The organism is Ruegeria sp. E5 (assembly GCF_056534105.1).
Genome location: NZ_JBQFPA010000001.1, coordinates 1,077,557 through 1,104,294, shown reverse-complemented (window position 1 = coordinate 1,104,294; position 26,738 = coordinate 1,077,557). Strand labels below are relative to the sequence as shown.

At 56.8% G+C, this 26,738-nt stretch carries 26 protein-coding genes and 2 pseudogenes; 11 read left to right on the top strand and 17 right to left on the bottom strand.

Going from position 1 to position 26,738, the window contains the following annotated elements:
* The 3 genes from ACR0BI_RS05570 to ACR0BI_RS05560 form a co-directional block, all read right to left on the bottom strand.
* Window positions 1–669, bottom strand: a complete 669-nt coding sequence (locus tag ACR0BI_RS05570; RefSeq protein WP_170511673.1) for a cupin domain-containing protein — start codon at window positions 667–669, stop codon at window positions 1–3.
* A gap of 36 nt (window positions 670–705) precedes the next feature.
* Entirely contained in the window at window positions 706–1,326 is a 621-nt protein-coding gene (locus tag ACR0BI_RS05565; protein WP_170399737.1) for a glutathione S-transferase family protein, read from the bottom strand.
* A 109-nt stretch (window positions 1,327–1,435) separates the two neighbouring features.
* Window positions 1,436–1,627, bottom strand: coding sequence for a hypothetical protein (locus ACR0BI_RS05560; protein WP_480561856.1), 192 nt, complete (start codon window positions 1,625–1,627; stop codon window positions 1,436–1,438).
* Between ACR0BI_RS05560 and ACR0BI_RS05555 the strand changes: the two are divergent.
* Window positions 1,535–2,193: pseudogene (locus ACR0BI_RS05555) on the top strand (IS6 family transposase). The gene ACR0BI_RS05560 and the pseudogene ACR0BI_RS05555 overlap by 93 nt on opposite strands.
* 60 nt (window positions 2,194–2,253) lie before the next feature.
* Here ACR0BI_RS05555 and ACR0BI_RS05550 read toward each other — a convergent pair.
* The 5 genes from ACR0BI_RS05550 to ACR0BI_RS05530 all read right to left on the bottom strand — a co-directional run bounded on the left by ACR0BI_RS05550 (window position 2,254) and on the right by ACR0BI_RS05530 (window position 6,567).
* On the bottom strand, window positions 2,254–2,769 hold the full coding sequence (locus tag ACR0BI_RS05550; protein ID WP_223117806.1) for a redoxin domain-containing protein: 516 nt from the start codon (window positions 2,767–2,769) through the stop codon (window positions 2,254–2,256).
* Window positions 2,770–2,853: 84 nt separating this feature from the next.
* On the bottom strand, window positions 2,854–4,134 hold the full coding sequence (locus ACR0BI_RS05545) for a TRAP transporter large permease (RefSeq protein ID WP_480561287.1): 1,281 nt from the start codon (window positions 4,132–4,134) through the stop codon (window positions 2,854–2,856).
* Between the two features lie 9 nt (window positions 4,135–4,143).
* Window positions 4,144–4,671 carry a TRAP transporter small permease gene (locus ACR0BI_RS05540; RefSeq protein WP_170511735.1) on the bottom strand — a complete coding sequence of 176 codons (528 nt, stop codon included), beginning with the start codon at window positions 4,669–4,671 and terminating at the stop codon, window positions 4,144–4,146.
* A 75-nt stretch (window positions 4,672–4,746) separates the two neighbouring features.
* Window positions 4,747–5,730: a TRAP transporter substrate-binding protein gene (locus ACR0BI_RS05535; RefSeq protein ID WP_170565640.1), complete on the bottom strand. Its 984-nt coding sequence runs from the start codon at window positions 5,728–5,730 to the stop codon at window positions 4,747–4,749.
* A 51-nt stretch (window positions 5,731–5,781) separates the two neighbouring features.
* On the bottom strand, window positions 5,782–6,567 hold the full coding sequence (locus tag ACR0BI_RS05530) for an SDR family NAD(P)-dependent oxidoreductase (protein WP_480561288.1): 786 nt from the start codon (window positions 6,565–6,567) through the stop codon (window positions 5,782–5,784).
* A 260-nt stretch (window positions 6,568–6,827) separates the two neighbouring features.
* Here ACR0BI_RS05530 and ACR0BI_RS05525 point away from each other — a divergent pair, with 260 nt between their 5' ends.
* Window positions 6,828–7,508: a GntR family transcriptional regulator gene (locus ACR0BI_RS05525; RefSeq protein WP_170512688.1), complete on the top strand. Its 681-nt coding sequence runs from the start codon at window positions 6,828–6,830 to the stop codon at window positions 7,506–7,508.
* A 35-nt stretch (window positions 7,509–7,543) separates the two neighbouring features.
* Window positions 7,544–7,854: pseudogene (locus ACR0BI_RS05520) on the top strand (cupin domain-containing protein).
* 140 nt (window positions 7,855–7,994) lie between these two features.
* On the opposite strand, the gene ACR0BI_RS05515 reads toward ACR0BI_RS05520, so the two are convergent.
* Entirely contained in the window at window positions 7,995–9,632 is a 1,638-nt protein-coding gene (locus tag ACR0BI_RS05515) for a GMC family oxidoreductase (RefSeq protein WP_480561289.1), read from the bottom strand.
* Window positions 9,633–9,642: 10 nt separating this feature from the next.
* Entirely contained in the window at window positions 9,643–10,671 is a 1,029-nt protein-coding gene (locus ACR0BI_RS05510; RefSeq protein WP_170396944.1) for a LacI family DNA-binding transcriptional regulator, read from the bottom strand.
* Window positions 10,672–10,918: 247 nt separating this feature from the next.
* On the opposite strand from ACR0BI_RS05510, the gene ACR0BI_RS05505 reads away from it, so the two are divergent.
* The 8 genes from ACR0BI_RS05505 (at window position 10,919) to ACR0BI_RS05470 (ending at window position 19,873) form a co-directional block, all read left to right on the top strand.
* Entirely contained in the window at window positions 10,919–12,376 is a 1,458-nt protein-coding gene (locus ACR0BI_RS05505; RefSeq protein WP_480561827.1) for an aldehyde dehydrogenase family protein, read from the top strand.
* Between the two features lie 54 nt (window positions 12,377–12,430).
* The gene (locus ACR0BI_RS05500) at window positions 12,431–13,405 is read left to right on the top strand and encodes an ABC transporter substrate-binding protein (RefSeq protein WP_170396129.1); all 975 of its coding nucleotides are present in this window, start codon (window positions 12,431–12,433) and stop codon (window positions 13,403–13,405) included.
* A gap of 67 nt (window positions 13,406–13,472) precedes the next feature.
* Window positions 13,473–15,008, top strand: a complete 1,536-nt coding sequence (locus tag ACR0BI_RS05495) for a sugar ABC transporter ATP-binding protein (protein ID WP_480561290.1) — start codon at window positions 13,473–13,475, stop codon at window positions 15,006–15,008.
* Window positions 14,993–15,970, top strand: coding sequence for an ABC transporter permease (locus tag ACR0BI_RS05490; protein ID WP_170512694.1), 978 nt, complete (start codon window positions 14,993–14,995; stop codon window positions 15,968–15,970). The genes ACR0BI_RS05495 and ACR0BI_RS05490 overlap by 16 nt, the downstream gene beginning before the upstream one ends.
* A 3-nt stretch (window positions 15,971–15,973) precedes the next feature.
* Window positions 15,974–16,969, top strand: a complete 996-nt coding sequence (locus tag ACR0BI_RS05485) for an ABC transporter permease (RefSeq protein WP_170403549.1) — start codon at window positions 15,974–15,976, stop codon at window positions 16,967–16,969.
* Window positions 16,969–18,069, top strand: coding sequence for a mandelate racemase/muconate lactonizing enzyme family protein (locus ACR0BI_RS05480; RefSeq protein ID WP_223117812.1), 1,101 nt, complete (start codon window positions 16,969–16,971; stop codon window positions 18,067–18,069). Before ACR0BI_RS05485 ends, ACR0BI_RS05480 begins: the two co-directional genes overlap by 1 nt.
* The gene (locus tag ACR0BI_RS05475; RefSeq protein ID WP_480561291.1) at window positions 18,066–19,106 is read left to right on the top strand and encodes a zinc-dependent alcohol dehydrogenase; all 1,041 of its coding nucleotides are present in this window, start codon (window positions 18,066–18,068) and stop codon (window positions 19,104–19,106) included. Before ACR0BI_RS05480 ends, ACR0BI_RS05475 begins: the two co-directional genes overlap by 4 nt.
* Window positions 19,103–19,873, top strand: a complete 771-nt coding sequence (locus tag ACR0BI_RS05470) for an SDR family oxidoreductase (protein WP_480561292.1) — start codon at window positions 19,103–19,105, stop codon at window positions 19,871–19,873. Before ACR0BI_RS05475 ends, ACR0BI_RS05470 begins: the two co-directional genes overlap by 4 nt.
* A 30-nt stretch (window positions 19,874–19,903) precedes the next feature.
* On the opposite strand, the gene ACR0BI_RS05465 is transcribed toward ACR0BI_RS05470, so the two are convergent.
* From ACR0BI_RS05465 to ACR0BI_RS05435, 7 genes are all read right to left on the bottom strand, one after another.
* A complete protein-coding gene (locus tag ACR0BI_RS05465; RefSeq protein ID WP_170466261.1) occupies window positions 19,904–20,323 on the bottom strand; it encodes a secondary thiamine-phosphate synthase enzyme YjbQ in 420 nt (139 codons plus the stop codon).
* A 112-nt stretch (window positions 20,324–20,435) separates the two neighbouring features.
* The gene (locus ACR0BI_RS05460) at window positions 20,436–21,299 is read right to left on the bottom strand and encodes a sugar phosphate isomerase/epimerase family protein (protein ID WP_480561293.1); all 864 of its coding nucleotides are present in this window, start codon (window positions 21,297–21,299) and stop codon (window positions 20,436–20,438) included.
* A gap of 11 nt (window positions 21,300–21,310) precedes the next feature.
* Window positions 21,311–22,201: an NAD(P)-dependent oxidoreductase gene (locus tag ACR0BI_RS05455; RefSeq protein WP_480561294.1), complete on the bottom strand. Its 891-nt coding sequence runs from the start codon at window positions 22,199–22,201 to the stop codon at window positions 21,311–21,313.
* 223 nt (window positions 22,202–22,424) lie between these two features.
* Window positions 22,425–23,606 (bottom strand): mannonate dehydratase, encoded by a 1,182-nt coding sequence (gene uxuA / locus ACR0BI_RS05450; RefSeq protein ID WP_170646483.1) that lies wholly within the window; start codon window positions 23,604–23,606, stop codon window positions 22,425–22,427.
* A complete protein-coding gene (locus ACR0BI_RS05445) occupies window positions 23,603–24,655 on the bottom strand; it encodes a Gfo/Idh/MocA family protein (protein WP_170396149.1) in 1,053 nt (350 codons plus the stop codon). Before ACR0BI_RS05445 ends, uxuA begins: the two co-directional genes overlap by 4 nt.
* Window positions 24,652–25,653 carry a Gfo/Idh/MocA family protein gene (locus tag ACR0BI_RS05440; protein WP_480561295.1) on the bottom strand — a complete coding sequence of 334 codons (1,002 nt, stop codon included), beginning with the start codon at window positions 25,651–25,653 and terminating at the stop codon, window positions 24,652–24,654. The genes ACR0BI_RS05445 and ACR0BI_RS05440 overlap by 4 nt, the downstream gene beginning before the upstream one ends.
* On the bottom strand, window positions 25,650–26,666 hold the full coding sequence (locus ACR0BI_RS05435) for a Gfo/Idh/MocA family protein (RefSeq protein ID WP_170626575.1): 1,017 nt from the start codon (window positions 26,664–26,666) through the stop codon (window positions 25,650–25,652). Before ACR0BI_RS05435 ends, ACR0BI_RS05440 begins: the two co-directional genes overlap by 4 nt.
* Window positions 26,667–26,738: the final 72 nt, after the last annotated feature.

Here is a 26,738-nt window from a genome sequence, read left to right as displayed (position 1 = left end):
TTAAACCACCGGTGGCTGTGCAAAGGGCAGGTGGCCAGTCTTCATCCAGACCTTCGCCCCGTCTGGGCCAGCCATAGCCGACAGCGCTTCACCCTCAGGCAGGCGTAGCCAGTCGTTCTTTTTCAGCACGTCACCGCCTGAGGTCAGCGATCCGCCAATCATTAACAGCTCGATACCACCCGGCGCATTCGAAGTAATCTCGGTGCCTGCATCAACATGGCTGTAAGTGACAACCTCGCGGTCATCCTTGTGCAGCGTCGCAGTGGCGACCCCGTTCACGGGTGCGGCCAGTTCGTCGGCCATGGTTTTGCGGAACTGATTGCGATCATCCATGTCGAATTGCCAGAGTTTGACGAAGATCGTGCAGCCGGGTTCTGAGCCGGGCGTGTGCTCGGTCGTTGGGGGATTGCGCACATAGGTGCCTTCCGGGAAATCGCCATGCTCATCCTGAAAGACGCCGTCCAGAACGATGAACTCTTCACCGCCTGTATGGGTGTGGGCCGAAAACTTGCTGCCTGGTGCATAGCGCACAATGGTGGTGGCGCGGGCGACTTCGCCACCAATTCGGTCCAGCATGCGCCGGTCCACACCCTTCATGGGCGAGGCCTGCCACTCAAGCTGATCAGAGTGAACAACGACACGCGAAGAGAAGTCCGAGTTGAGTTCCATGGGAGGGGTCCTTTCAACTTAAATGGCAGTTCTCGCTTAGCCGGCGATAGATGGACGGGCCGCCATCTTAGCACGCCAAGCTTGCAGGTTGGTCAGGGTTTCAGGAATTTCAACTTTGGCAAAATCGGCGAACGCCAATCCTGCAAAGGCGGTGATATCAGCCACCGAGAATGTGTCCCCGGCCAAGTATTCGTTTTCGGCCAATACCGCATCCAGATAGGCCATGGTGTTTCCGGCAACCTCTTTCTGTTTGTTGCCCCATTCGGCGCATTGATAGGTTTCCAGGTCCGGGCCGAGGCCAGGTGTGGCATGGTGGAAGTAGGTGCCGACCGCATTCAACAGACCGTTTTCCGCGCGCAGGTTCATCATCGAGATTCGGGCGCGCTCTTGCGCAGTCACGCCGGTCAATGATGGGCCATCGAAGGTTGCGTCGATATATTCAGTGATCGCGTTGCATTGAGCGATGTGCGATCCATCTTCCAGTTCCAAACAAGGCACCGCGGCATCGGGGTTTTTGGCTTTGAACTCAGGCGTACGATGTTCGCCGCCCATCACATCCACAGGGATGAATTCAACTTTGTCTGACGCGCCTTTCTCAGCCAGCGCAATACGAACACGGGCAGGGTTCGGGAACCCTTCGACATCATAAATCTTCATCTGAGTACCTCCGTCGGGGTTTGTGCTTCATCCAATCTACCTATCAATAGGTAGATAGTATTGCAAGCCTTTTTTACGTCTTGTCAGATTGAATTGCTCTGATGGTCTTTTAAGAAGAACTTTGCTTGAGCGGGGTGGGGGTGTTGCGTAGCTTTTGCGCATGACCAGACCTGCCTCTTTCAAATACTTTAAAACCAGTCCAGAGATCATCTGCCTTTCGGTCATGCTGTACAACCGTTTCTCGCTCTCGCTTCGGAATGTCGAAGATCTGCTGCACGAGCGAGGTATCGATGTCAGCCACGAAACTGTCCGATATTGGTGGAACAGGTTTGGCCCGATGTTTGTTGCTGAGATAAGGCAGAAGCGTGTTCAGCAACTCCGAGCCTTTTCAAAATGGAAGTGGCACGTTGACGAGATTTTCGTGAATGTGAATGGCAAGCGGCATTACCTCTGGCGGGCCGTAGATCATGAGGGCGAAGTACTGGAGGCCGTTGTCACCAAACGCCGAAACAAAGCTGCGGCGCTGAAATTCCTCAAGACATTGATGGAGCGACACGGTAAAGCGGAAAACGTTGTCACAGATCGCTTCGCCTCATACAGAACCGCTTTCAGAGAGCTTGGTGCTGACAAAAAACAGAAAACGGGCAGGTGGCTCAACAACTGCGTCGAGAATTCGCACCTGCCTTTCCGACGACGCGAACGCGCCATGCAACGTTTCAGGCGGATGCGAAGTTTGCAGAAGCTCGCCGCCGTCAACTCCTCTGTCCACAACCACTTCAACGAGAAAGAGCGCTTGCCAGCCGAGGCACCTTCAAGCTGATACTCACCGCCGCTCTCGCCGAGTGGCGGGGTCTTTGTGACGAATGAAGGACAGCTATACTGGCCTAGCTGAGACTGGTTCGAATTCGCCTGACTGCACCGTTGCAGTTAAAAAACTGTTCCCCGGGTCGGTCGGTTGTTTTCGATATTGAACTTCATTCCGTCTAGCAATTCTTCAAGATCCGGGCGCGCAGCAGGGCCATTCGAAATGTCGACCAACATCAAACTGCCATCTGGTCGAATTCCGAATGCGCCGGGCTCTGCAAACAATGTGGTTGTCTCAGCCTCCGAAAGAGGGTCCGACACGTAGAGTCCAAGTGATCGCATCTGCGTTTCGGTCAATCCAAAGCCCAAGTTAAATGTCCAACCGAACTCTTCCTTGTCGGCCAAAGCCTTTTCTTTAGAGTCAGCAGAAACGACCACTACATCCATGACGCTGCTCCAATCAGCCAGCATGGCGTTCAATTTGTTGAGAAATCGCTTGCATCTGGGACAGTGACGCCCGCGATAGACGAAAAGCATCGTCCATCGATCTTTGGGCCGACCAATCTCTATTTCGCCACCGCAGACATCAAAAACACTGATGTGCTCGACGGGAGCATTCACTTTGGGTTTTTGCGACATGTCAGTTTCCTTTTTTCATTAAGAGAGAAACTCGAACGCAAGCTTAGCTTCAAGTGTCTGCCTTTAAACTTGAATTTACTTTATTCACCCAACCAAGCTTGGTAGTGTTAGTGAAATCGCGGGTACAAAAGTGATAAGCATTAATGCGAAGAGAATTGCCAAGTAGAAGGGCCATATTGTTCGTACGGCTTTCTCCATTGGCAATTTACCCACGGCGCAACCGACAAACAGGCACGATCCGACCGGTGGTGTGCACAATCCTAATCCCAAATTCACGAGCAAGATCATCCCGAATTGCAGCGGATCAATCCCAAGGCTGTTGGCAACGGGTAGAAAAATGGGTGTGCAGATCAGAATAAGCGCTGCCATATCCATAATCATTCCAAGCAACAACAAAACCGCATTTACCATCAACAAGATGAGTATAGGATTTTCTGTCAACCCAGTAAGCAGATCTACGGTTCTGCCCGGAACTCTGTAAAAGGTCAGCATGTAGGCAAACGCACCAGCGCATGCGATTAATATCATTACCATCGCCGTCGTGCGCACAGCAGAAGCGACAGCAATACAAAAGTTTTCCCACGTTATGCTTCTGTAGACGATCAGTGTGACCACGAATGCATATATGGCCCCAAACGCTCCGGACTCCGTAACGGTGAAAATACCCGACAACACACCGCCGACGATAATCACAGCCGTCAAAAGCCCTGGAATAGCACTGAAGAAGCTCACCACGAGCGCTTGCCAACCCGGGAAGGTTTCAGCTTGATAACCTCTGCGCACCGCTACAAGGTACGCCGCCACAGCAAGGCAAAGGCACATCAAAACTCCTGGAATAACGCCTGCAAGAAATAGCTTCGAGATCGATATTCCACCCCCGGCTGCGATCGCGAATATGATCATATTGTGACTGGGTGGAATAATTATTCCGGCAATCGAGGACGTGACGGTCACGTTTACGGCGTAATCTGCATCGTAACCTTTCTCTTTCATCACAGGAACCAAGATAGACCCTAGTGCGGAAATGTCTGCGATGGCCGATCCTGAAATCCCCCCAAAAAGCATCGAAGAAAACACGTTCACAATTCCCAAGCCGCCGCGCACGGCCCCGACAGCGGCCGAAGCAAACCTGACGAGACGCATGGCTATCCCGCCGTGGAACATCAGTTCACCCGCAAAAATGAAGAACGGGATCGCCATCAACGAGAATACATTGATCCCGGAGACGATCCGCTGAAATCCGATCATCAAGGGTAAGCCTTCGAACCAAAATGCCGAAATGGCCGCTATTCCAAGCGCGAATGCTACAGGCGTTCCGATCAGAACGCAGAGGGCGAACACGCCAAGCAACAGAAGTATTCCCATCATTCGCCTCTATTCTATGCTGTCATTGCGCTCGTCAAAACCGACATAGAGGCGGATTAGATGACCAACGGAAAAGAGTAATATGAGTCCTCCGCCAATTGTGAGAGGCAATGAACGCAAGCCTTCGGGGACTTGAATCAATGGGATTAGCGATCCCCACTTAAAGATCGTAAGTCGAGCTCCGAACCACAGCATCAAGGCGCCGAACCCAGCCATAAGCACGTCTGTGCAGATAACCAAAATGGTCCTCACACGTGGAGGAACCGCAGAACGCACGAGAGACACGGACAAGTGCGTGTTATCGTGTACACCTACTGCCGCACCGAGAAACGCAATTGTCATGACGAGAAGCAAGGCGACTTGTTCGACCCAGGTCGGCGTCGCATTCAGAACATAGCGACCAAATACTAGCCATCCGAATATGACCGTGATGACAACCAGTGCGACACCGGTCAAAACCCGGCACACGTCGGCGATCCAATCCAGGATCTGGATCATCTTGCGCACAGATGTCGGGGGCAGGGAAGTATAACTCATTGGCTCACAACTCTTGATCAGGCGTCCGGACCCGCATGTGCGGGACCGGACAATATCAGACCCAATGTAGCTAAATCAGTCCGTCGCCTGGATAGTCTCGACAAGCGGGCGTAAATCGGGGTTCGTAGCAAAGTAGGCTTCGTAAACCGGGCCCATAGCCGCTTGGAACGGGGCTTTGTCTGCCACTTCATTCACGACCACACCAGCTTCTTCGACGGCTGTACGGCTGGCTGCTTCGCGCTCGGCCCACAATTGCCGCTGAAGTTTTGCAGATTCCTGAGCTGCCTCTCGAACCGCGGCCTGCATCTCAGGTGACAGTGCGTTGAACGTGTCGGTATTAATGCAGATACATTCGGGTATTATCAGGTGCTGAGACAGCGAATAGAAACCTGCAACTTCGAAGTGGCCAGTTGACTCGTATGATGGCCAGTTGTTTTCGGCACCATCGACGACACCGGTTTTCAGCGCCTGATAAACTTCGGCAAACGCCATTGGCGATGGGTTGCCACCAAGCTCAGAAATCATGCCTGTAAAGAGGTCATTATTCATGACCCGAACTTTCATTCCCTCAACATCGGCAGGTGCGTTGATTGCCTTTGTTCCGTTGTAGAAGGAGCGAGCGCCAGCGTCATACCACGCAAGAGGTGTCAAGCCTTTGGCTGCCATACCTGCCGCAATTGCCTCGCCACCATCACTGTCCAAGACGCGGAACATGTGCGGGACGTCTTTGAATATAAAGGGCAACGATACAACATTGGCCTCGGCGACAATCGGGCCAATTGGGCCCAGGTTAAAGTTGCCGACTTCCAATGCGCCTGCGCGGACCTGTTCAACCGCGTCGGGCTGACTGCCCAGCGTGCCCCCATGGAACATTTGAAGGCTGATTTCACCGCCAGTTTTTTCCGTAATGAGTTCTGCGAATTTGTCCATCGCGATGGTGTTTGGGTAACCATCCACGTGGATATTCCACCCGCGCCAATCCTCTGCGAAGGATGCGCTCCCGGTAATTGCGACCACGGTCGCGGCGCTCATCAGCGTTTTAGTCAGTTTGATATTCATATTTTCCTCCCTAGAAAACAGACAGTTGACTCGATGCCCGGCGAAGGCCGGTTATGAAAAGAGCAGGCCTCCGTTGATGTCGATGTTCGCGCCCGTAATGAAAGCAGCGGCGTCTGAGGCCAGATAGGCGACCAGATTGGCGACATCCTCAGATGTGCCTTCGCGTTTAAGCGGCGTGGCGCCGGCCACGTTGGTCCGCACTTCGCTTTTTGTGAAGACATTGTGAAAATCGGTGTCGATCATGCCCGGGCAAACCGAATTTACCCGGATGTCCGGCCCCAGTTCTTTGGCCAATCCACGCGTCATCGTCATGACCGCACCCTTCGAGGCCGCATAGGCGACCGCGCCTGGGCCACCCCCGTCACGCCCCGCCTGACTCGCAAACCCGACGATCGCGCCGCCTTTTTTCATATGCGGCAACACGGCCTGAACAGCGCGGGCAAAAGAAGTGGTGTTCAGGTCCATGACATGGCACCAATGCTCCATATCCATCTCAGACAGGGTCTTCCGGGCCAGCAATCCGCCGGTCACGTGGGCAAGAATGTCGATCCGAGGTCCGAATGTCGCAATAGTCTCCGAGATCAGCCTTTCCACATCCGCACCGGAGGTCATGTCGCCCTGTATGGCAATCGCCTTACCTCCGGCAGCCGTTATTTCCTGAACCGCCGATTCCGCACCCGAAGATGAGCTGTGATAGTTGATCGCGATCGACGCTCCAGCCTTGGCCAGTTTCATGACGCAGGCACGGCCAATGTCCCGTCCGCCGCCGGTTACGACCGCAACCTTCCCTGCCAGTTCCAAGTTCGGGCCAATCTGTTCAGCGTTCAATTCGGTCATTTTCTTGTCCCCTTGGGTCCCCGGTCATCCAGTCAGTGCGCCCGTTTTGGTCTTTGTGCCTTAACGAGCATTCAGCAGTGTTGCCCATTGTAGTCGACTAGGATACTAGTATTGTCAACAAATTTGTTTGGGAGCCACAAAAGGCTTCGCACGGCCCGTGCTAAATGGATTGGCTGGAGATACATTGAGGAGTATCGGAGGGAGAGGCCTATTGGCCCAGAATGCCGCCGGTGTTGGTCACGCGCAGAAAAAGGCAGGAAATGCAAAGTATTACGGATAAAATCGAGCGGCGCACAACCACTGACATCGTATATGAGAGTTTGTACGAGGCGATCGTTTCACTGGAAATTCTGCCGGGAACAAAACTGTCCGAAGCAGATATTGCAAAAAAGTTCGAAGTGTCGAGGCAGCCGGTCCGCGATGCTTTCAACAGGCTTGAGGCGCAGGATTTGCTGCTGATCCGACCACAGAAAGCCACGCGGGTACGTAGTTTTTCCATGGAACGGATCGGTCATGCGCGCTTTGTTCGCCTCTCGGTCGAGTTGGAAGTGGTGCGCGCTGCATGTCGGAACTGGAAGCCCGAATATTCGAAGCTGCTGGAGGACAATCTCAAGCAGCAGAAAGACGTCGTTTCAAGGAACGAAGCCGAGAAGTTCCATCAGCTCGACTATGACTTTCACCGGCTGATTTGTGAGTTGAGCGGCAACCCGCTGGCCTTCAACACGATTCAGGAATGCAAAAGAAAGATCGACCGCCTTTGCGTTCTAAGCCTTGGGCGCGAAAGCGAGGCCGACATTCTGGTTCGGGATCATGTTGAGCTGGCAAAAGCGCTGGCAGACCGCGACGAGGCGACTGCGACCGAGATGATACGCCGCCATCTGGGCCGCATCGACAAGACCATCGAGGAGGTTCACTCGAAACATGCCGAGTATTTCGAATAAATTGAACGCCGCCAACTGACTAAGGACCTCGCATTATGACCAAGAGCTATCCGATTGTATCACCTGCCTCAGGTGTCACGCGCCAGGTTTTGGCGGATAATGAAGACCTCATGATGGTTTCATTCCGGTTTGAAGAAGGTGCCGAAGGCGTGTTGCACGACCATCCGCATGTGCAGTCGACATTTGTGCGGTCCGGGCGGTTCAACTTTGTCATCGGAGATCAGGAGCGAGCGTTGGAACCCGGTGCAGCCTGATTATTCCGTCCGGTGTAAGCCATGGTTGTGTTTGCCTGGCTGCCGGAGAGTTGATCGACTGCTTCACGCCCAGGCGGGACGATTTTCTGTAAGGCGTTTTCCGTCCGCGCCATGACCTTTGGCCACGTTCTGCGCATTTAGGCAGGGTAGTCTATTTTCGGTGGGTCGGACAGGGCGACGCCATATTCTGCGTTAGAAGTCGGATCAATGACGGGCGACGCCGCAGCTCAGGTTAGGAATTGCGTATCTCGCGGGCTGATCCGATGCCGAGGATCAGGTCGGCGCATCGTTCGCCCAGCATCATGGCAGGTGCGTTTGTGTTGCCGGCGTTGATGTCGGGCACGGCTGACATGTCGCACACCCGCAAGCTCTCAATTCCGCGCACGCGCATCCTGGCGTCCAGCACGGCCATTCCGTCGCCGTCCCGGCCCATTTTGGCAGTGCCCGCCGGGTGATAGTTGGTTTTTACGAATCGCTTGCAATGTGCTCGTAGCGTCTGGTCGTCGTCCGCTGTGGGAATGACGATTTCGCGAACCCTTTGAGCAAGCGGGCCCGAAGTGAATGCCCGGCGAAAGAACCGCTGCCCCCGGATCATCTCCTGCATGTCGTCTTCATGCTTCAGAAGGTTGGGCGAGACCACTGGCATGGTGTGAGGATCGGCCGAGCGAAGCCGGACCTCTCCGCGTGATTTCGGTTTGACCACGACGGTCGTAACGGTCAGGCCAAAGTCATCCTGCACCTCGTCCAGAGCGTCGCGATCCAGATAAACAATTGGCACGCAAAAAGCTTGAATGGTTGGTTCTCCATCAGGAATCGACGGATTGACAAACGCGCCGGCTTCGACTCCGGCGGAAGTCACCGGTCCGCTGCCGAACAGTTTGAACTGGATGCCGTTGCGAAGCATCCGCCAGCCCTCACCTTGTTTGAAGTATCCGTAGGGACCGTTGGCAAAGGCGGTAATTGGAACTTCGGGGTGGTCGATCAGGTTCTGGCCAACCCCAGGCAATGGGCAGATCACGGGAATACCGTGATCGGCAAGATGTGCATCGGGTCCGATGCCTGATAGCATTAGGATTTTTGGCGTCACCAGAGCGCCCGCCGCAACGACAACTTCACCATCGCACCGGACCGTGTGGGCTCCGCGTTTGTCTCGGTACTGCACGCCGACGGCCTTATCGTTTTCGATGATGACTTTGCTGACCGTTGCGCCAAGCTGGATGGTCAAGTTCGGGTTCGTCTCGAGAGGGGCGAGAAACGCATAGGCAGACGAACTGCGCTTACCGGCGCGATTGGTGAACTGATAGAACCCGACACCGCGCTGCGTTGCGCCGTTAAAGTCCGTGTTGAATGGTTCGCCAAGGGCCTGCACCGACTGAACAAACCAACGTGACATGTCGTCGATATGCCCCGGATCCGAGACCTGCACCGGACCGTTGCTGCCATGCAGGTCATTGTGAAGCCTGTTATTGTCTTCCATTCTACGGAAGTAGGGCAGCACATCATCCCATCCCCAGCCGACCCCGTCGTTGGTCTGTCGTAGCAGGTCGTCCCACGCGTCATAATCAGAAGGGCGGCCGCGCATATAGACCTGGGCATTCACAGACGACCCGCCACCCAGCACGTTGGCCTGCGGAATGTCATGCACGCGACCGTCCAGGTGGTCCTGCGGTTCGGTCTGGTGGTAGGTCATGAACTTGGACCCGTTGATCATCTTGAAGATACCCGGCGGCATGTCCAGCAACGGATGGCGGTGCGAATGCCCGGCCTCCAGCACCAGAACCCTGCACTTGCCCTGGTTGACCAGTCGCGCTGCAGCGGCTGCGCCGGCAGAGCCGCCGCCGATGACGATATGATCGAAGGTTTCCGTCATGAGTTCGCCTTCAGGCCCGGCGTTTGGGTTCGCTGATCGAGTCGCGCTCCACCAGTTCGCATTCAAGCTTCACGAGAGGGTGTCGCTGACCATCCGTCGGACCGTGGAACAACTGTTCGATGACCCAGCGTCCCATCGCCCTAGTTGGAAGGATCATCGAGGTCAGGGGGGGCGACAGGTGTCGCGCGGTTTCGTCATCGTCAAATCCGATGACCGAGATGTCTTCGGGGATGGATAGGCCAAGTTCCTTGAGCGCCTCATAGCAGCCGATCGCCATTCGGTCATTCTGACAGAAAATGGCGGTTGGCGGAGAGGGCAGGTCCATCAATTCGCGCGTGGCAGCATAGCCTGCGCTGGGCAGCCAGTTGCCCTCGATGACCAAATCCTCGTCAAATGGGATGTCGGCGGAAGCAAGGGCGTTTCTGTACCCGGTCGTTCGCCCTGCGGCGCATTCCATGAACGGCTCACCGGTGATGGTGGCGATTCGTTTGTGCCCCGCCTTGATCAGGGCGTTGGTCGCCGTATGTCCAGCAGCGACTTCGCCGGGGATCACCGCAGGAAAAGAGAGGTCGTCGCAAAAGCAGTTCAGCAGCAGAACCGGGGTTGCGGTCTGCCTGAGTATTTCCGGAACGACCACCCGCCGGGTGAAAACGGTTGCGTAAATGATGCCCGCAACCTGTTGGTCGAGGAAATACCTAAGCGTTCTGGGTTCGACCTCGGGGTCGTTTTGGGTTTCTGCCAGCAATACAAGATTTCCCGTGTCCCGAACGGCCTGTTTCACGCCATTAAACGCGTTTACCATTTCGGGGCTCGACGCCAGATCGTCCACGACAAAAGCGATGGTGCCGTCTAACGCCGAGGGTCGAGGCGCGCTGTCCTGGGGTTTCCTGAGTTGAGAGGGCATGGCGTATCCAAGCGTGTTGGCGGCATCCAGGACTCTTTGCTTTGTGTCCTCGGAGATTTTGACGGAATCGTTCTTGTTTAGAACCAGCGATACTGTCGTCTGTGAGCACCCGGCGACGCGTGCAATATCATGCATCGTTATGCGCTGCCGGCCCGCGACTCGTCCCACGCCCCTGTGCTGCCCGGTCTTGTTCGCTTGATCGTTCATCGCTCAACCTTTTTGTTCGCTTCCTTTTTATCGACTATGCGGAGGACACGCAACTAATATTAGTGAATAGTAATTAATATTAGTGTTGACGAAATAATATTATTAGTGTTTTGATCGGCAGTGCGGTCGCCAATGTGGTCTGACCGAGCAAACGCGGGAGGCGAAATTGCGGTCTGTGGTGGGGGAGTTGGGTCAGGTGGTTCGGCATTCGATGTTCATCGATGGCCGCTTTACCGACTCTGACGCGGACACGGTTGGTGTCGAGAACCCTGCAAATGAAGAGATCGTTGCGCAAGTTCCAGATGGCGGTGCCGCTCATGCGGATGCGGCCGTCGAGGCGGCCCATCGTGCTTTTAGCTCGTGGTCCTCGCGTCCGGCGATCGAGCGGGCGCGACTGGTTCAGCGGTTGGCCGAAGCCATCCGGATTGACGCCGGGCGTCTGGCAGCCTTGATCACGGTCGAGCAGGGCAAGCCGATCACGCAGGCCCGAAGTGAAGTTGATGCCGCTGTTACCTTTCTTTGCCATGCGGCTGAAGAGGCCCGGAGGATTTCGGGTGACATAGTGGCATCGGACAACAAGTCCGAGGAAATCCAGATCCGGCGTCATCCTTATGGCGTTGTTGTTGCGTTGACGGCCTGGAACTATCCGTTGGCATTGGCCGCCAGGAAAGTCGGGCCTGCGCTGGTCGCGGGCAACACTGTTGTTCTGTTGGGGCACGAAATCACGCCGCTGTCCGGTCTCGCGATCGCCGAGCTTGCCGAAAAGGTCGGGTTTCCGCCCGGTGTTCTGAATGTTCTGACAGGCAAGGGGCCGGTGGTAGGGCAGCGGTTGGTCGAACACCCCGATACCTCACTGATCACAATGACCGGCAGCACACGAGCCGGTAAAGAGATTTTTCGCGCCGCGGCCGACCGGATCAAGGTTGTCCGGCTCGAGCTTGGCGGTAAGGCTCCGTTCATCGTGATGGAGGATGCGGATATTGACGCTGCTGTTTCGGCCGCCATTGCCGCCCGGTTTGCCAATTGCGGCCAGATTTGCACCTGCAACGAGCGTATGTATCTGCATCGCGGTATTGCGGATCAGTTCTTGGAAAAATTCGTGACAGCAGCCCGCGCATTGTCGATCGGAGATCCGATGGAGGACTGCGACCTGGGGCCCAAAGTCAGCAAGGTCGAAGTGACCAAGGTCGCCGAAATCATCAAGCGCAGCATCACGGAAGGTGCCACGGTCCATTTGGAAGGCGGGCCCCTTTTGGACAGCGCGCACCGCAAAGGACACTGGATGTCCCCGACGGTTCTTGAGGTCTCAGACAACGGCAATGCCGCGATGCAGGAGGAGGTCTTTGGCCCTGTGGCGACAGCCATGCGAGTCGAGGATTTTGATCAGGCGATAGAATTTGCGAATGACACATCATTCGGGCTGTCTGCCTATCTCTTTACGGGATCGCACCGGCGATTGATGGAGGCCCCGAGCCGTTTGAAGTTCGGCGAATTGTACCTGAACCGCTCCAATGGTGAGGCCGTACAGGGATTTCACACCGGTTGGGGTTTGTCCGGGGTTGGGGGCGAAGACGGCGCGTATGGCTTCGATGGCTATCTGAGGAAACAGACGACTTACATGAATTGGGCATGACCTAAAACTCGCGGTCAAAACGGAGGCGACCGCACCAATGGAGGAGGAATAACCATGAAACGCAGAACTCTTTTGATCTCGACGGTTGTCGCAGGTGCGCTGTTGGGCACCACGGTGATCGCGCAGGATCTGCCACCGCTTGAGCAGAAGGATCGATACAAGGTCGGCTTTGCGCAGATGGAATCGAACAACCCGTGGCGCATTGCCGAGACAAAATCGTTCCATGATACGGCCGAGGCCTGTGGCTGGGATCTGATCGCGACGGATGCGGCCGGATCTGCGGCCAAGCAGGTTGCGGATGTGGACAGCATGATCGCCCAAGGCATCGACGTTCTGTTTCTGCCCCCGCGGGAAGAAAAGCCGTTGATCCCAGCCGTTATGAAAGCACGCGCCGCCGGCATTCCCACTTTTCTCGTGGACCGCTCGGTTGATCCGGCCGTCGCCAAGCCAGGCGAGCATTTCGTAGCATTCCTGGGATCGGACTTCATTGATCAGGGCAACCGGGCCGCACAGTGGCTGATGGAGAATTTCGACGGCGACAATGGCGTCATCGTCCAGTTGGAAGGCACGACTGGCTCTTCACCTGCAAATGACCGCAAAAAAGGTTTCGACGACGCGATTGCAGCGGATGACCGCTTTGAGATCGTGGCTTCTCAGACCGGTGACTTTGCGCGCGACCTGGGTCGTCAGGTGATGGAAACCCTGCTGCAGGCGCACCCCGATGTGAACGTGGTCTACGCCCACAATGACGAGATGGCAATCGGTGCGATCCAGGCTCTGGAACTGGCCGGCCGCAAGCCTGGCGAGGACGTGACCATCGTTTCGATCGACGGGACACGCGATGCACTTCAGGCTATTATAGATGGCAAGATGGGGGTGACGGTGGAAAGCTCACCCTTCTTCGGCCCTCTGGCTTGTGAAGTCATGAAAAAATACGCAGCTGGCGAGGCGATCCCGGAATGGGTGAAAGTCGAAGATCGCATCTTTACCAAGGACAATGCGGCCGATCACATCGACGAAGCCTATTGATTCTCCCTGGTGGGTGGTGCTGGCCTGTGGTCGGCGCCGCCTGCAAGCAATCGGAGGAAGACATCTCATGAATGCGCTCGTCTCGATGTCGGGAATTGAAAAGTCCTTTGCCGGCGTGCCGGCACTTAGCCAGGCCAACCTGGAAATCGCGCCCGGCGAGGTTCATGCGCTGATCGGCCAGAACGGTGCGGGCAAATCGACGATGATCAAGGTTCTGACCGGAGTTTACGATCGGGATGCCGGCGACGTTCATCTGGCGGGTGTGCCAAGCCGCATTTCCACTCCGCGCGAAGCGCAGGAATCCGGAATTGCTACCATCTATCAAGAGCTCAACCTGGTACCGCTGCGGTCAGTGACCGAGAACATCATCATGGGTTACGAGCCCAAACGTCTCGGCTTTCTGGTCGACTGGCGCGAGGGCAACAGGCGCGCACGCGAGGTGCTTACGCGCTTTGGCATAGATATCGACGTGACCGAGCCGTTAGGAAATTTCTCGACAGCGATCCAGCAGTTGGTTGCAATTGCGCGGGCTGTATCGCTGGATGCGAAACTTGTCATCATGGATGAACCTACGTCGTCGCTGGATGCCAGCGAAGTCGAGGTGCTGTTCGGTGTTGTGCGCGAGTTGAAGAAACAGGGCGTGTCTGTTCTTTATGTTTCGCATTTCCTCGATGAGCTGTTCCAAATATGCGATCGAGTCACAACGATGCGAGATGGGCGCACTGTCAGCACGCGTAACGTCCAGGACACGACCAAACTGGAAATGATCGCGGACATGCTGGGCCGCAACAAGGATGAGATCGCGGCAGACGGTTTGACGGACTTCGCAGGTGCCAAGGCCAAGAAAGGCGATATCGTTTTGCGGGCGGACTCTGTTTCAACAGGCCCGCGGCTGACGCATTTCGACCTCACGCTCCACCGCGGGGAAATCGTCGGGTTGGGCGGATTGCTGGGCTCTGGCCGAACCGAGGCGGCGCGCGCTTTGTTCGGAGTGGACGGGAAACGCAGCGGCGCAATCGAGTTGCATGGCGCGGTCGGTCAACCGTCCGGACCGGGTGACGCGATCGCAAACGGCGTCGGCTTTCTGACCGAAGATCGCAAGGCCGAAGGGATCATTCCAGACATGTCCGTGCGCGAGAACATGACGCTGGCCCTGCTGCCGAAACTGGCCAGTCGTGGTCAAATCGACTTTGCCCGCGAGCGCGAGATTGTTCAGGCGTTCATCGACGATCTGGGCATCAAGGCAGCGCATATGGACCAGCCCATTCGCGAATTGTCCGGCGGCAACCAGCAAAAGGTGTTGCTTGCCCGTTGGCTGGCGACGCAGCCCGACATCCTGATACTCGACGAGCCGACCCGAGGCGTGGATGTTGGCGCCAAGCGAGAGATCCAATCGTTCATTCGGTCTTATGTCGAGAAGGGGTTTGGTGTCGTCCTCATTAGTTCGGAATTCGAAGAACTGGTGGAAGGCGCTGACCGCATCGTTGTCATGCACGAGGGACGCTCGGTCAAGGAACTGACCAACCCCGGGGTCACCGAGAACATACTGGTGCGCGCGCTTGCGCATCATGAAGAAGGAACTGGTTCATGGACCGCGCAATGAAGTTGCCGCAACGGGTCGCATCAATGCCCTTCCGCTTTCACGGCGGCATCGCCGCGTTGGTCGCCCTATTGGTATTCAACGCGTTTTTCACACCTAATTTCCTGCAACTGCAAACCCTGTTCGTAAATATCAGCCAGGTCGCTACGATCGCCATCGTGGCCATGGGGATGACGCTGGTAATCGCCACGGGTGGGATCGATCTGTCGGTTGGGGCGGTCATGGCGCTGGCGGGGGCGCTTGCTCCGCTGATCTTTCTGTCGGATCTGGGTGCTGCCAATCCGATGCTAGGCGTCACTTTGGCCATTGTCCTGCCGCTGTTCATTGCGGGGCTATGCGGGGTATTCAACGGCGTGATGGTTGCCGTGTTGAACGTGCAGCCCATCGTTGCAACGCTCATTCTCTTCATCTCTGGTCGCGGTATTGCCCAAGTCTTGACGAACGGGAACCTGCAGACGTTTTCAAACCCTTCATTCAGTTATCTTGGAACTGGTAAAGTGCTTGGTTTGCCGTTCCAGGGCTGGCTGGCGCTGGCCATTGCCTGTGTGCTGTTTTGGGTGATCACCAGAACCACATGGGGCCGTTACTTGCTGGCCATAGGGGGCAATGAACGCGCGGCCTATCTGTCGGGTGGTCCCGTTCGACGGGTCAAGATCGGGGCCTATGTCATCTGCGCGGTGCTTGCGGGCCTAGCCGGTTTGATCGTGGTTGCAATCAACTCGGCCTCGGACGCCGCGCGCAACGGCAATCTGATGGAGCTTGATGCCATTGCGGCCGCGGTTGTTGGCGGGGCTCTTTTGCAAGGCGGGCGAGCGCCGATCTTTGGTGCCATACTGGGTGCCGTCATCATCCAGTTGGTCAAATATACATTGTTGGCCAACGGGGTAGAGGACGAAGTTGCACTGATCGCCAAGGCCGTCATCATTATCCTGGCCGTTTGGGTCCAGCAGTTTCGGAGGGCTTAAACGATGTTGGATGAAACGGCTTTTGACCTGCGAAAATACCTTCGACGTAATTCGGCCTCGGTGACGGTGTGGATCGCACTGCTGGCTTTGATTCTGTTCGGGCTGATGCGCTATGACAACTTTGGCAGCGCCTACAATTTCTCGTCTTTCCTGAATTACAACGCGATGTTCATCGCGATTGCGCTGGGCATGTGTTTTGTGATCATGACCGGTGGGATTGATCTGTCGGTCGGGTCCGTGGCGGCCTTTACCTCGGTTGTTGCGGCCTATCTCAGCCCGTATGGGATTCAGGTTGCGTTGCCTGGGGCCGTTCTTGCCGGGGTTGGTTTCGGGGCGATCAACGCCTTTTGCATAATCATCCTTCGGATCCCGCCCTTCATCGCCACGCTGGCCACCATGCTGGCTGCAAAAGGCGGCGCGTTGGTGATTTCGGGCGCCCAGACAATTTCGGTCGATTGGGGGTCGAACTTCACCAAGCTTGGCATGGGGCAGGCGTTTGGCCTGTTCCCATGGGCGATCGTCATCGTGGCCGGACTGACTCTGGCACTTTGGCTGGTGCTGGAAAGAACAACCATCGGGCGGACCGTCTTGGCGATCGGTGGCAGCGAGGATGCCTCGAACCTCATGGGTCTGAAGGTCAATCGCGCCAAGGCTTTTGTCTACCTGCTGTCGGGTGGCTGTGCGGGGCTGGCCGGAGTCTTTCTTGCCTCGGGTTTTGGAGCTGGGCAACCCCTTGAAGGCATCGGATGGGAATTGTCAGCCATCGCTTCTGTGGTTGTAGGCGGCACTTTGTTGACGGGTGGGATGGGATCGATCCCTGCGACCGTCGCCGGCGCGCTGTTGCTGGGGCTGGTCTTCAACGTTCTAAACTTTGAAAACGGTCAGGGCACCATCAGTTTCAGTGCCTATTGGCAAATGGTCATACGTGGAGGCTTTCTATTTGCGGTCATCCTTTTACAGTCTCGGGTTATTGCCAGGCAGCAGAAGGTCTTAGGTTAATGAATCGCATAGAAAGTGTATCAGCGCGGCTGTTCAACGTTCCGCTCGCCGAAGTCCTAGTCGATGCCAAACATGGGGATCACACGTTTTTTCAATTGATCACGGTCACCATTCAAACCTCGGATGGGGTCGAGGGGGTCGGGTATACCTATACCGGGGGAAAGGGTGGTCACGCCATTCTGGCGATGATCAAGCATGACCTGGCACCGTTCCTTGTTGGACAAGACGCCGAACAGATCGAAAGCCTGTACGATGCCATGCAGTGGCACGTGCACTACGTGGCACGGGGCGGGATCGCCTCGTTTGCCATCTCGGCCGTGGATATTGCACTGTGGGATATTCGCGGCAGAACGCAGAATGCGCCATTGTGGCAGATGGCCGGTGGAGCGTCGAAAAGGTGCAAGGCCTATGCCGGCGGGATCGACCTGAATTTCTCGTTGGAGAAACTGCTGCGTCAGACCGAAGGGTACCTTGCGCGTGGGTTCAACGCAGTCAAGATCAAGGTCGGTCAACCAGACCTGGCCGACGATCTTGCACGTGCCCGGGCGGTGCGCGAGATGCTGGGGCCGGACCGGTTCTTCATGGTCGATGCGAATTACTCTATGAGTGTCGAACAGGCCATCGTCGCTGCCAGAGGGTTCGCCGACTGCGATATCCTGTGGTTCGAGGAACCGACTATTCCAGACGATTACAAAGGTTATGGTCGGATTGTCGAAGCGACGGGCGTTCCCCTTGCCATGGGTGAAAACCTGCACACCATACACGAATTTGAATACGCCTTTGATGACGCGAAACTGAGTTTTGTCCAGCCCGATGCCTCAAACTGCGGTGGAATCACCGGCTGGCTGCGCGTGGCCGCGCTAAGCGCACAGCACGGCATTCCGGTTTGCAGTCATGGGATGCAGGAGCTGCACGTCAGCCTTGTTTCTGCGCAACCCAACGCAGGCTGGCTAGAAGTACACTCATTCCCGATAGACCAGTACACGACCCGTCCACTAGTTGTCGAAGACTGTCTGGCCGTGGCCCCGGATACCCCGGGAACCGGAGTGGAATTCGACTGGGACAAATTGAATGCGGAACACAAGGAGATGCATAGATGACGACCCAGACGATCACTGCCGCATACTACAGGGGTAAAAAGAGCTTTGCAGTAGAGCAAGCCCAAGCGACAGATCCGGGTCCCGGCGAGGCTGCCATTCGTGTTGCCTATTGTGGGATTTGCGGGACGGATATGCACGTCTACCACGGCAACATGGATGCCCGCGTCGGCCTGAACCGGGTGATTGGGCATGAGATGTCAGGTGTGGTCGAAGCGGTGGGCGAGGGCGTCGATACGGTCAAACCCGGCCAGAAGGTCGTTGTCCGACCGCTTGATCACTGCGGAGAATGCCCAGCTTGCAAGCGGGGGCATCAGCATATCTGTCAGAATCTCAAGTTTCTCGGCCTCGACACCGATGGCGCTATGCAAGAGATCTGGACTGTTCCGGCCCACACGTTGCACGTTCTGCCGGATGACTTGCGCATGGATCATGCGGCGCTGATCGAGCCGGTTGCCGTTGCCTGCCACGATGTGCGGCTGTCTGACCTGCAACCTGGAGAGGACGTTGTCGTTATCGGCGGCGGCCCGATTGGCATCCTGGTTGCCATGGTTGCGCGGGACGCGGGTGGAAATGTCGTAATTTCCGAAGTGAATCCGAACCGTCTTGCGATAGCTGAAAAACTTGGCTTTGACACGATCAACCCAATCGAAACCGATCTGGTGTCCACAATCAACGCGCGCACGGGCGACAAAGGGGCAGATGTAGTTTTCGAAGTGTCGGGAACGCAGCCCGGTGTTGATGCGATGACCGCTGTTGCAGCGACTCGGGCCCGGATCGTAATGGTCGCGATCCATGCTCAAAAGCCCCAGATCGACCTGTTCCAGTTCTTCTGGCGAGAGCTGCAACTGATCGGTGCTCGGGTCTATGAGCCAGAGGATTACGAGAAAGCCATTGCAGTTGTCGCCTCGGGCGGAGTGGACGCGGATGTTGTGATCACGGACGTCAGCCCTCTGGCAGACATCCAGGCCGCGTTCGAAGCACTGGATCGCAGCCCAACCGCAATGAAAAGCCTGATCGAAGTAGGACCGCGTTCATGAGTGTTTTGCAAAGTTTCGACCTGACGGGAAAGACGGCCCTTGTGACCGGGTGCAAACGCGGTATCGGGCGCGGTATGGCCGAAGCATTGGCATCGGCCGGAGCCAATATCATCGGAGTGTCCGCCTCGCTCGAGCTGTCTGGCTCGGATGTCGAAAAAGCCGTGACGGCGATGGAACGCAATTTCCGGGCCTACCAATGCGACTTCTCGGATCGCACCGCGCTGCATGGGTTCATTGATCAGTTGAGGGCCGACGGACAAACCCCTGATATACTTGTCAACAATGCCGGCACGATCAAACGCAAACCCGCCGCCGAACACCCGGACGACTGGTGGGACGAAGTGATGGAGGTGAACCTGTCCTCGCAGTTCGTTCTGTCACGCGAGATCGGCAAGGACATGCTGGCGCGCGGCTCGGGGAAGATCATCTTCACTGCATCGCTGCTTACTTTTCAGGGCGGCATCACCGTTCCGGGCTATGCGGCCTCGAAAGGCGGGATTGGACAGCTGACCAAAGCCTTGGCCAACGAATGGGCCGGGCAGGGCGTAAACGTGAATGCGATCGCGCCTGGCTACATCGCGACCGACAACACCCAAGCCCTGCGGGATGATCCGGTCCGGTCGAAGTCGATCCTGGAACGAACACCCCAAGGCCGTTGGGGTACGCCTGTTGATTTTGCCGGACCGGTGGTCTTTCTGGCCTCTGCTGCGTCGGACTTCGTCAACGGTGAAATCCTTGTAGTCGACGGGGGCTGGATGGGGCGTTAGCACTGCCAACGCTCCATGTGATCCAAGGCATCACGTCCCGATGTAGTGCACCTTCAATCGGCGTGCCTTGGGTGCTTCCCGATGTTCGAACAGGTACAGGCTTTGTACGCGACCCAGCGGAAGCTGCCCCTGTTCGACCGGGATCGATACCTGAGTTTGCGTCAACAGCGCCCGCAGATGCGATGGAGCGTTGTCGTCCTCGGTCGGGCGGTGGTGATACTTGCCTGGTGACTTGGGCACGAGTTTCTCGAAGAACGTCTCGATATCCTTGAGCACTTCGGGATCGGCATTGGCCTGCACCAACAGCGCGGCACCGGTGTGGACGCACCAAAGGGTCAGCAGGCCCGAGACAAATTCGTGTTCGGACACTGCACGCTGAACGATCCCGCTGATGTCGATGAGGGATTTGCCCGGCGTTTCAATGGACAGGTCAAAAAACTCTTGCTTCATCCAGCAGGCCCTTTCCTTGATTTCACGCGATCGCGACCAGTCTCGTATACCCCATTCGGCATTCAGCTGCGGGGCTCAAATATCTGATTTATAGGGTATATTGACTGTAAGTTCATGCAAACAGGCTTTTGAACCTGTCCACACACAGACGAAAACCATCTTCGAAATTCCCGTTGCCGGGGTGATAAACACTCTCGAAGGAAATGACGCCATCATAGGCGTCGGTTCTGAGCGCGTCCGCGATGGGTTGGAACAAAGGCGCAAGCTGACCTTCCCCCATGCGGCGCACTTCCAGCGTTGCCCGTGGCGTGTCGACCTTCACGTCCTTGATGTGAATGTGACCCAGATAGCCGCCGCGCAGTTCTTCATAACCGTCCGGATATGCCAGTTCATGGCACCAGCAGTTGTTTCCGGGGTCCCACAGCACTTTCAAAGAGTCTTTCGCGTCCAACTCGTCAATCAGCTTGCGGGCTGTATAGTTGGAATTGACCAGCGTGCCGTTTCCGGTTTCCACGACAAGCGTCACGCCCTCAGCTCTTGCCAGTTCAACCGCCGGCGCGATCAGCGGCGGCATCGAGTCCCATACCCCATGCGCTACGTTCCACTTCTCGGCGCCGTTTTTTCCCCACAGTATCTGCTCTTTTCGTTGCGTCATGATCCGAACCAGCGGAGACCCAACAACATGCGCCATGTCGATTACGCGTTTCAAGGCGTCCATATGCCGAGTGTGGAGGTCGTCGCCGGGCCTATTGGCAGCTGTCATCCCCGCAAAGATATGGCGCGACAGACATGACACAGGCTTGCCCCGGTCGCGCAAAAGCGCGTCGATCTCGGCAATTTGCTGCGGGGAATGATCCCCGACCTCCGCATCGCCAACAAATTGAAGCTCTGCATAGTCCAGGCTGAACTCGTCCATCACGTCCACGGCATGCCGCAGATCGCGGGAAATGCCGTCGCAAATTACACCCAATTTCATGTCCGGTCCCCTCAGCGATGCAATTCTGCGCCAACGATCTCTTCGATGACGCGAGTACACACCCAGTTGTCGCCATTCGGGTATTTAGTTTTTCCTGCGTGAAAGATCTGCATTGCGGATGACGCTGTGTGCATGGGAACGCCCAATGCACCGGCGAGTGCCAGCGAGATCGTCAGGTCCTTATGCATGGTTGCGATATGGCTGCCGGTGGCCTCGAACTTGCGATCAATGATGTTTTCAAGGGCGGAATTCACGACGCCGCACCCCGCGCTGGATGAGGAGAACACATCAAGCAATGCCTGACCGCTGACACCGGCTTTGGCCGCCAGGGCCGCAGCCTCGAATGTGGCGGAAAAGATCGATCCGATCAGGGATTGCAGGCAGGCTTTCACGGTTTGCCCGTCGCCAGCGTTTTCTCCGACTCGATGAATTGTTGCAGACACTGCCTGCATGACTTCGGCGTTTCGGTCCAGCACATCCGCAGCACCGGCAGCCATCATCGTCAATGTGCCGTTCTGCGCGCCGGGAAACCCACCTGAGACCGGCGTGTCGATCAGATGTATGCCTGAGCCTTCCATACCCTGCCCGATGGCGCGGGCTTCGGCCGGGGTAATGGTCGCCGACAGGATGACCGTTCCGCCTTTGGCCATGTTCGCAACCAGCCCGTTTTCACCCAGAATGACATCGCGGGCCTGATCTCCGTTCATTACCATGACAAACACACTGGCGGCGTGTCTACCGACCTGTCCCACGCTGTCCTTGGGTCGGCCGCCCATGTCAGCAAATGCCGTCATGCGCGTCTCGCTCAGGTCGAAACCTGATGTTTCGAAGCCATTCTTGATCAGGTTCTTGGCAAGGCCGCTGCCCATGTCGCCAAGACCTATTACGCCTGCAGTATTCATTTGGGCTCCTCCCGATATTTCGCCGTTGCCGTATGGCAGGCGTTTCGAAAAATGATGCCTAATCGCATCGGTTTTCGCGGGAGTTTCACGCGTCTTGAACAGACGTCGGGCGAGTCCGGAAGACACCCGCTGCCCGTTTACGTACCGTAATTAAACGAAGAATGCGGCGCTCAGGCAAGCATAGAAGTGTTGCGGGCGAAAAGAAACCGCCTGATCCGACGCATTACGAGAACGCCGCCATGATGCCGCGCAGTTCCGCAAGCCCGCGCATACGCCCGATCAACGGATAGCCGGGAGTACTGTGTCCACCCAGATCGCTCAGCAGTTCTTGTCCGTGGTCGGGCCGCATCGGAATTTGCCAGTCGCGACGCCCTTGGGATTTGCGGCGGCGCTGTTCGTTCATCAGTTCGCGAATTGTGCCGACCATGTCGGTGTCGCCCTCCAGATGCGAGGCCTCAAAGAAGTCCGGCTTCTGGCTGTCTGACCCGGCGATGCGTTGGGTATTCCGCAGATGGACAAAGTGAATTCGGTCGCCATGCCTGCGCACGAAGTCCGGCCCATCAAATTCGGGAGACACTCCCAGCGATCCGGTACACAACGTTGCGCCGTTCGCCAACAAATCAACCGCATCCAGAACGGCGCCGTAGTTATCGGTACTGGACATGATCCGCGGCAGACCAAGCAACGAGAACGGCGGATCATCTGGATGACAGCACAAGCGTAGTTCCAGTTCTTGGGCGACTGGGGCGACTTCTGACAGGAAGTCGATCAGGTTTGCGCGAAGCCGGTCACGGTCGATATGTGCATAGGTCTGCAACAAAGCGCGCACGTCCTGCACGCTCCACTGATCGTTGGCGCCGGGCAACCCCGCTGTGACATTATGCTGCAACTGGGCCTTGGATTTATCCGACATGCGCAAGAAGCGATCCTTGGCCGTTTGCTGGACGTCGCTGGAATAGTCTTCGGACGCGCCCGGACGTTCAAGAATATGTATGTCGAAAACAGCAAAATCGGTCAGGTCGAACAGCATGGCCGTTCCGCCGTGCGGCTGCGGTGCGCGAAGGGCGGTGCGCGTCCAATCCAGGATTGGCATGAAGTTGTAGCAAACGACTTTGATGCCACGGGCGGACAGGGACCTGAGGCTGGACTTATACGCCTGCAGATGTTCAGCCATGTCTGCGGACTGTGTTTTGATCGCCTCGGAGACGGGCAGGCTTTCGACAACGTCCCAACTGTACCCGGCAGTAGCCAGAACTGCTTGCCGATCGGCGATGCTTGGTTCATCCCAGGGCTGTCCCGGCGGGATGTGATGCAGCGCGGTGACGATGCCCTGAACCCCGACTTGATGGAGAGCGGCAAGGGCGATCGGATCATCGGGTCCGAACCAACGCCAGCATTGTTTCATGGCAGCCATCCTTCATACAGCGGGTGATCGGACCCGATGGGAAGAGCAACGCGCTGCCCGGTGCGCGCCGCGTGATAAATCGCTGTCACAAGGCCGATGGATGCAGCGCCATCCTTCAGCGTAACGGCCGAATTTGCCTCGGACCGCAGCGCCCTGCCGACTTCGGTAAAGAACCCTTCGAAACCTGTTGGCTCGTCAGTGGCGGCTGCAAGGGCCTCGTCGATAGCGGCTTGATTCACAGGGTCTCGCGCGACGAATGTCCAGGGCGTTTGACCCGGGGCATAGGGTTCGGTGCCAGAGGTGGCGGTCACCTTTTCAAAGACGAACCGCAGGCGGGTTTCGTCCGTGGCGGCGCCCAAGGTGATATTGCTTGTGCACAAAGCACCGGAAGTCATGCCAAAACAGATCGCGGCGCAGTCTTCGGTCTCGATCGGGTTGACCCGCGTTGTCGCCATTGCAGACACCCAGGCGATATCACCCGCAATATGAGTCAGCAGATCATGGTTGTGGATGGCATGGCCCAGCACTGCGCCGCCGCGTTCACCGGCCCATGTTCCTCGCCACGGCACTGCGTAATAGTCAGCCCCTCGGGACCAATGAGTTTCAAGCGCGGCAGTTTGGACCGCTCCGGTCAGGCCTGCGCGTTGCAAGTGGCGCAATTGGGCAAGTGACGGGCCCCACCGGTATTGAAACACCGGAAACACCTGCTTGCCCGCGTTGCGTGTGGCTGCCGTGATCCGATCCACATCTTGCATCGAGGTCGCAAGAGGCTTTTCGCAGACAACGTGTTTTCCTGCGGCCAGTGCCGCAAGCGTGGTTGGTACATGCAGATGCGGCGGCAGGCAGATGTCGATGACATCAATCGCCGGATCATCCAGAGCGTCCTGAATGTTGGTTAGTGCTCGAAAATCCGAGTTCTGCCGTATCTGTTCGATCCGGTCCGTATTCTGGTCGACCACGGCGGCTACGCGGAAGGTGCGGTCAAGCCGTTCCAGAGCGTCCAGATGTTGCGCACCGATACCTGCGCCAAGGATCGCAACGTTGATCATCTGCGTTCCGCCATTTCCTGCGCGTGCAGTGCCAGTTCCATGACCGTAAAGCAGTGGGTCTGTGTCATCGCGGTTTCGGTCCGGTTGCGGATGTCATCGGCCAGGCGCGCGAAGTAGGGAAGGCCGGCGTCGGCTGCGTCGATCTTTTGGCAGGTTTCACCATTGACGAGGATCAGATGGTCTGTCCCTGAGGCCCCACCCACATCGACGTATTTCCGCAACTCGATATATCCTTCGGTTCCGAGGATCGTCAGACGACCATCCCCCCAGTTTGGCAAGGCATCCGGCGTGAACCAGTCAACCCGGATGTACCCGGTGCCATTCTCGCTTCTTAGATTGAGTTCTCCGAAATCCTGCAATCCGGGATCTTTGGGGTTTGCGTAGTTCGCCACATAAGCGTTCGTGATTTCTGCGGTTTTCGAACCTGTGTAATGCAAGAACTGATCGATTTGATGCGAGGCGATGTCGGTCAGAATGCCGCCATAGTGGTCACGCTGAAAAAACCAATCCGGCCGGGTTGCCCGGTTCAATCGGTGCGGGCCAAGCCCAACCGTCTGGATCACGCGCCCGATGGCACCGGACTCGACCAACTCGGTCGCCCGGGTGCTGACGGGCGTTTCAAATCGTTCGGAAAAATTCACCGACCAGATTCGACCGGTGTCGGCGACAGCTCGCTTGATCTGGTCGAGTTGCTCGAACGTCGTGCAGCCCGGCTTGTCGCTCATGACATCCATGCCGTTTTGCATGGCGCGGATCGTCAACGCGACCCTATCTGCCGGTATTGCCGAAATCAGCGCCAGATCCGCCCCACAGGTTAGGGCGTCTTCCAGTCGGGCCAGCCGCGGAATATCGGGAAACCTTTTGACGTAGCCCGGTAGCGTTTCCGGATCGCCTTGTGTCCAGTAGCCAACGCAGTCCACGCCGATTTTACGCATGTTTTCCGTCATGCCATAGATATGGCGGTGGTCCAGGCCAAGGGCGACGCAGGTCAGGCTCATGAGATGACTCGTGTTTTCTGGCCGGTTCGATTGGCGATCTGCATCGCGTCTATGACGGCGTGGGTCAAAAGGGCACTGCGTCCGGTGGCCATGGGCAGCGTGCCATCGGCAACAGCCTTGGCAAAATCCTCGATGACCGCCTGATGCCAAGCATGGGTGAACGCCATGGGATCGGCCCCTCCGCCTGTGGCGGACGTTTCGCCAACCGTGGATTTATGACCATCGAAAGTCGTTAAGGTCAGGACACCTGACTCCAGATGCGCTTTGGCGCGTGTGCCTTGGATGGTAATGGACTCAGCGGCCCCGGGATATTCGGCAGTAGTCGCCATCATAGTGCCCACGGCGCCTCTATCCGTTTCAAAGACTGCACCTGCCCAATCCTCAGCTTCGAGATCGTGTAACGGAGTTTTTCTCATCATGGCTTGAATGTCCGAGATCGGCCCCAGCAGCCACATCGCAAGATCAAGCGTGTGGATTGCCTGCGAGATCATGACACCGCCTCCGTCGCGCGCATAAGTGCCGCGACCCGGCTCGTCATAGTAGCTCTGATCGCGCCACCAGGGGACACGGATCTCCACCGTGGCGATCGCGCCCAGCTCACCCTGTTCAATGGCTGATTTCAGCGCCTGCGAGGCGGCGCGGGCGCGGTGCTGAAAGGTTATGCCCAGCGGCACACCGGATACCTCGCACTGCTCGACGATGGCTGTCGCGGCGCCCAGCGTTCTCTCGATGGGCTTTTCCATCAGGATCGGTTTCGAAGCGCTCGAAAGAACCCGAACCAACTCTGAGCGCTGATCGGGCGGTGTTGCGATGATCGCAAAGTCGACGTTTGGGTCGTCTGCGATTTCCTCGATCGAGCCGAATGCGCGGGTGCCGTTTCGCCGCGCGAACTCAGCTGCTTTTTCAGAGTTGCGCCCGAGGACGCCGGCAAGACTGAGGCCTTGATCCGATGCTTGAATGGCAGCGACATGCGTGCCCGAAACCATCCCCAAACCAATCAGCGCAATATTCATTCATTCCCCCGGATCACTCGGTCAGTCTGCGGGTTCGAACGGGAAAGATGCAACCATTAAAAACTGTGTTAA

Coding starts and splice junctions, on each gene's coding strand:
- ACR0BI_RS05565 (WP_170399737.1), bottom strand. CDS start 1,326: ATGAAGATTTATGATGTCGAAGGGTTCCCGAACCCTGCCCGTGTTCGT.
- ACR0BI_RS05510 (WP_170396944.1), bottom strand. CDS start 10,671: ATGCATGATATTGCACGCGTCGCCGGGTGCTCACAGACGACAGTATCG.
- ACR0BI_RS05540 (WP_170511735.1), bottom strand. CDS start 4,671: ATGAGTTATACTTCCCTGCCCCCGACATCTGTGCGCAAGATGATCCAG.
- ACR0BI_RS05545 (WP_480561287.1), bottom strand. CDS start 4,134: ATGGGAATACTTCTGTTGCTTGGCGTGTTCGCCCTCTGCGTTCTGATC.
- ACR0BI_RS05535 (WP_170565640.1), bottom strand. CDS start 5,730: ATGAATATCAAACTGACTAAAACGCTGATGAGCGCCGCGACCGTGGTC.
- ACR0BI_RS05465 (WP_170466261.1), bottom strand. CDS start 20,323: ATGAAGCAAGAGTTTTTTGACCTGTCCATTGAAACGCCGGGCAAATCC.
- ACR0BI_RS05495 (WP_480561290.1), top strand. CDS start 13,473: ATGAATGCGCTCGTCTCGATGTCGGGAATTGAAAAGTCCTTTGCCGGC.
- ACR0BI_RS05485 (WP_170403549.1), top strand. CDS start 15,974: ATGTTGGATGAAACGGCTTTTGACCTGCGAAAATACCTTCGACGTAAT.
- ACR0BI_RS05460 (WP_480561293.1), bottom strand. CDS start 21,299: ATGAAATTGGGTGTAATTTGCGACGGCATTTCCCGCGATCTGCGGCAT.
- ACR0BI_RS05470 (WP_480561292.1), top strand. CDS start 19,103: ATGAGTGTTTTGCAAAGTTTCGACCTGACGGGAAAGACGGCCCTTGTG.
- ACR0BI_RS05530 (WP_480561288.1), bottom strand. CDS start 6,567: ATGACCGAATTGAACGCTGAACAGATTGGCCCGAACTTGGAACTGGCA.
- ACR0BI_RS05455 (WP_480561294.1), bottom strand. CDS start 22,201: ATGAATACTGCAGGCGTAATAGGTCTTGGCGACATGGGCAGCGGCCTT.
- ACR0BI_RS05550 (WP_223117806.1), bottom strand. CDS start 2,769: ATGTCGCAAAAACCCAAAGTGAATGCTCCCGTCGAGCACATCAGTGTT.
- ACR0BI_RS05525 (WP_170512688.1), top strand. CDS start 6,828: ATGCAAAGTATTACGGATAAAATCGAGCGGCGCACAACCACTGACATC.
- ACR0BI_RS05435 (WP_170626575.1), bottom strand. CDS start 26,666: ATGAATATTGCGCTGATTGGTTTGGGGATGGTTTCGGGCACGCATGTC.
- ACR0BI_RS05440 (WP_480561295.1), bottom strand. CDS start 25,653: ATGAGCCTGACCTGCGTCGCCCTTGGCCTGGACCACCGCCATATCTAT.
- ACR0BI_RS05500 (WP_170396129.1), top strand. CDS start 12,431: ATGAAACGCAGAACTCTTTTGATCTCGACGGTTGTCGCAGGTGCGCTG.
- ACR0BI_RS05475 (WP_480561291.1), top strand. CDS start 18,066: ATGACGACCCAGACGATCACTGCCGCATACTACAGGGGTAAAAAGAGC.
- ACR0BI_RS05445 (WP_170396149.1), bottom strand. CDS start 24,655: ATGATCAACGTTGCGATCCTTGGCGCAGGTATCGGTGCGCAACATCTG.
- ACR0BI_RS05480 (WP_223117812.1), top strand. CDS start 16,969: ATGAATCGCATAGAAAGTGTATCAGCGCGGCTGTTCAACGTTCCGCTC.
- ACR0BI_RS05570 (WP_170511673.1), bottom strand. CDS start 669: ATGGAACTCAACTCGGACTTCTCTTCGCGTGTCGTTGTTCACTCTGAT.
- uxuA (WP_170646483.1), bottom strand. CDS start 23,606: ATGAAACAATGCTGGCGTTGGTTCGGACCCGATGATCCGATCGCCCTT.
- ACR0BI_RS05490 (WP_170512694.1), top strand. CDS start 14,993: ATGGACCGCGCAATGAAGTTGCCGCAACGGGTCGCATCAATGCCCTTC.
- ACR0BI_RS05515 (WP_480561289.1), bottom strand. CDS start 9,632: ATGACGGAAACCTTCGATCATATCGTCATCGGCGGCGGCTCTGCCGGC.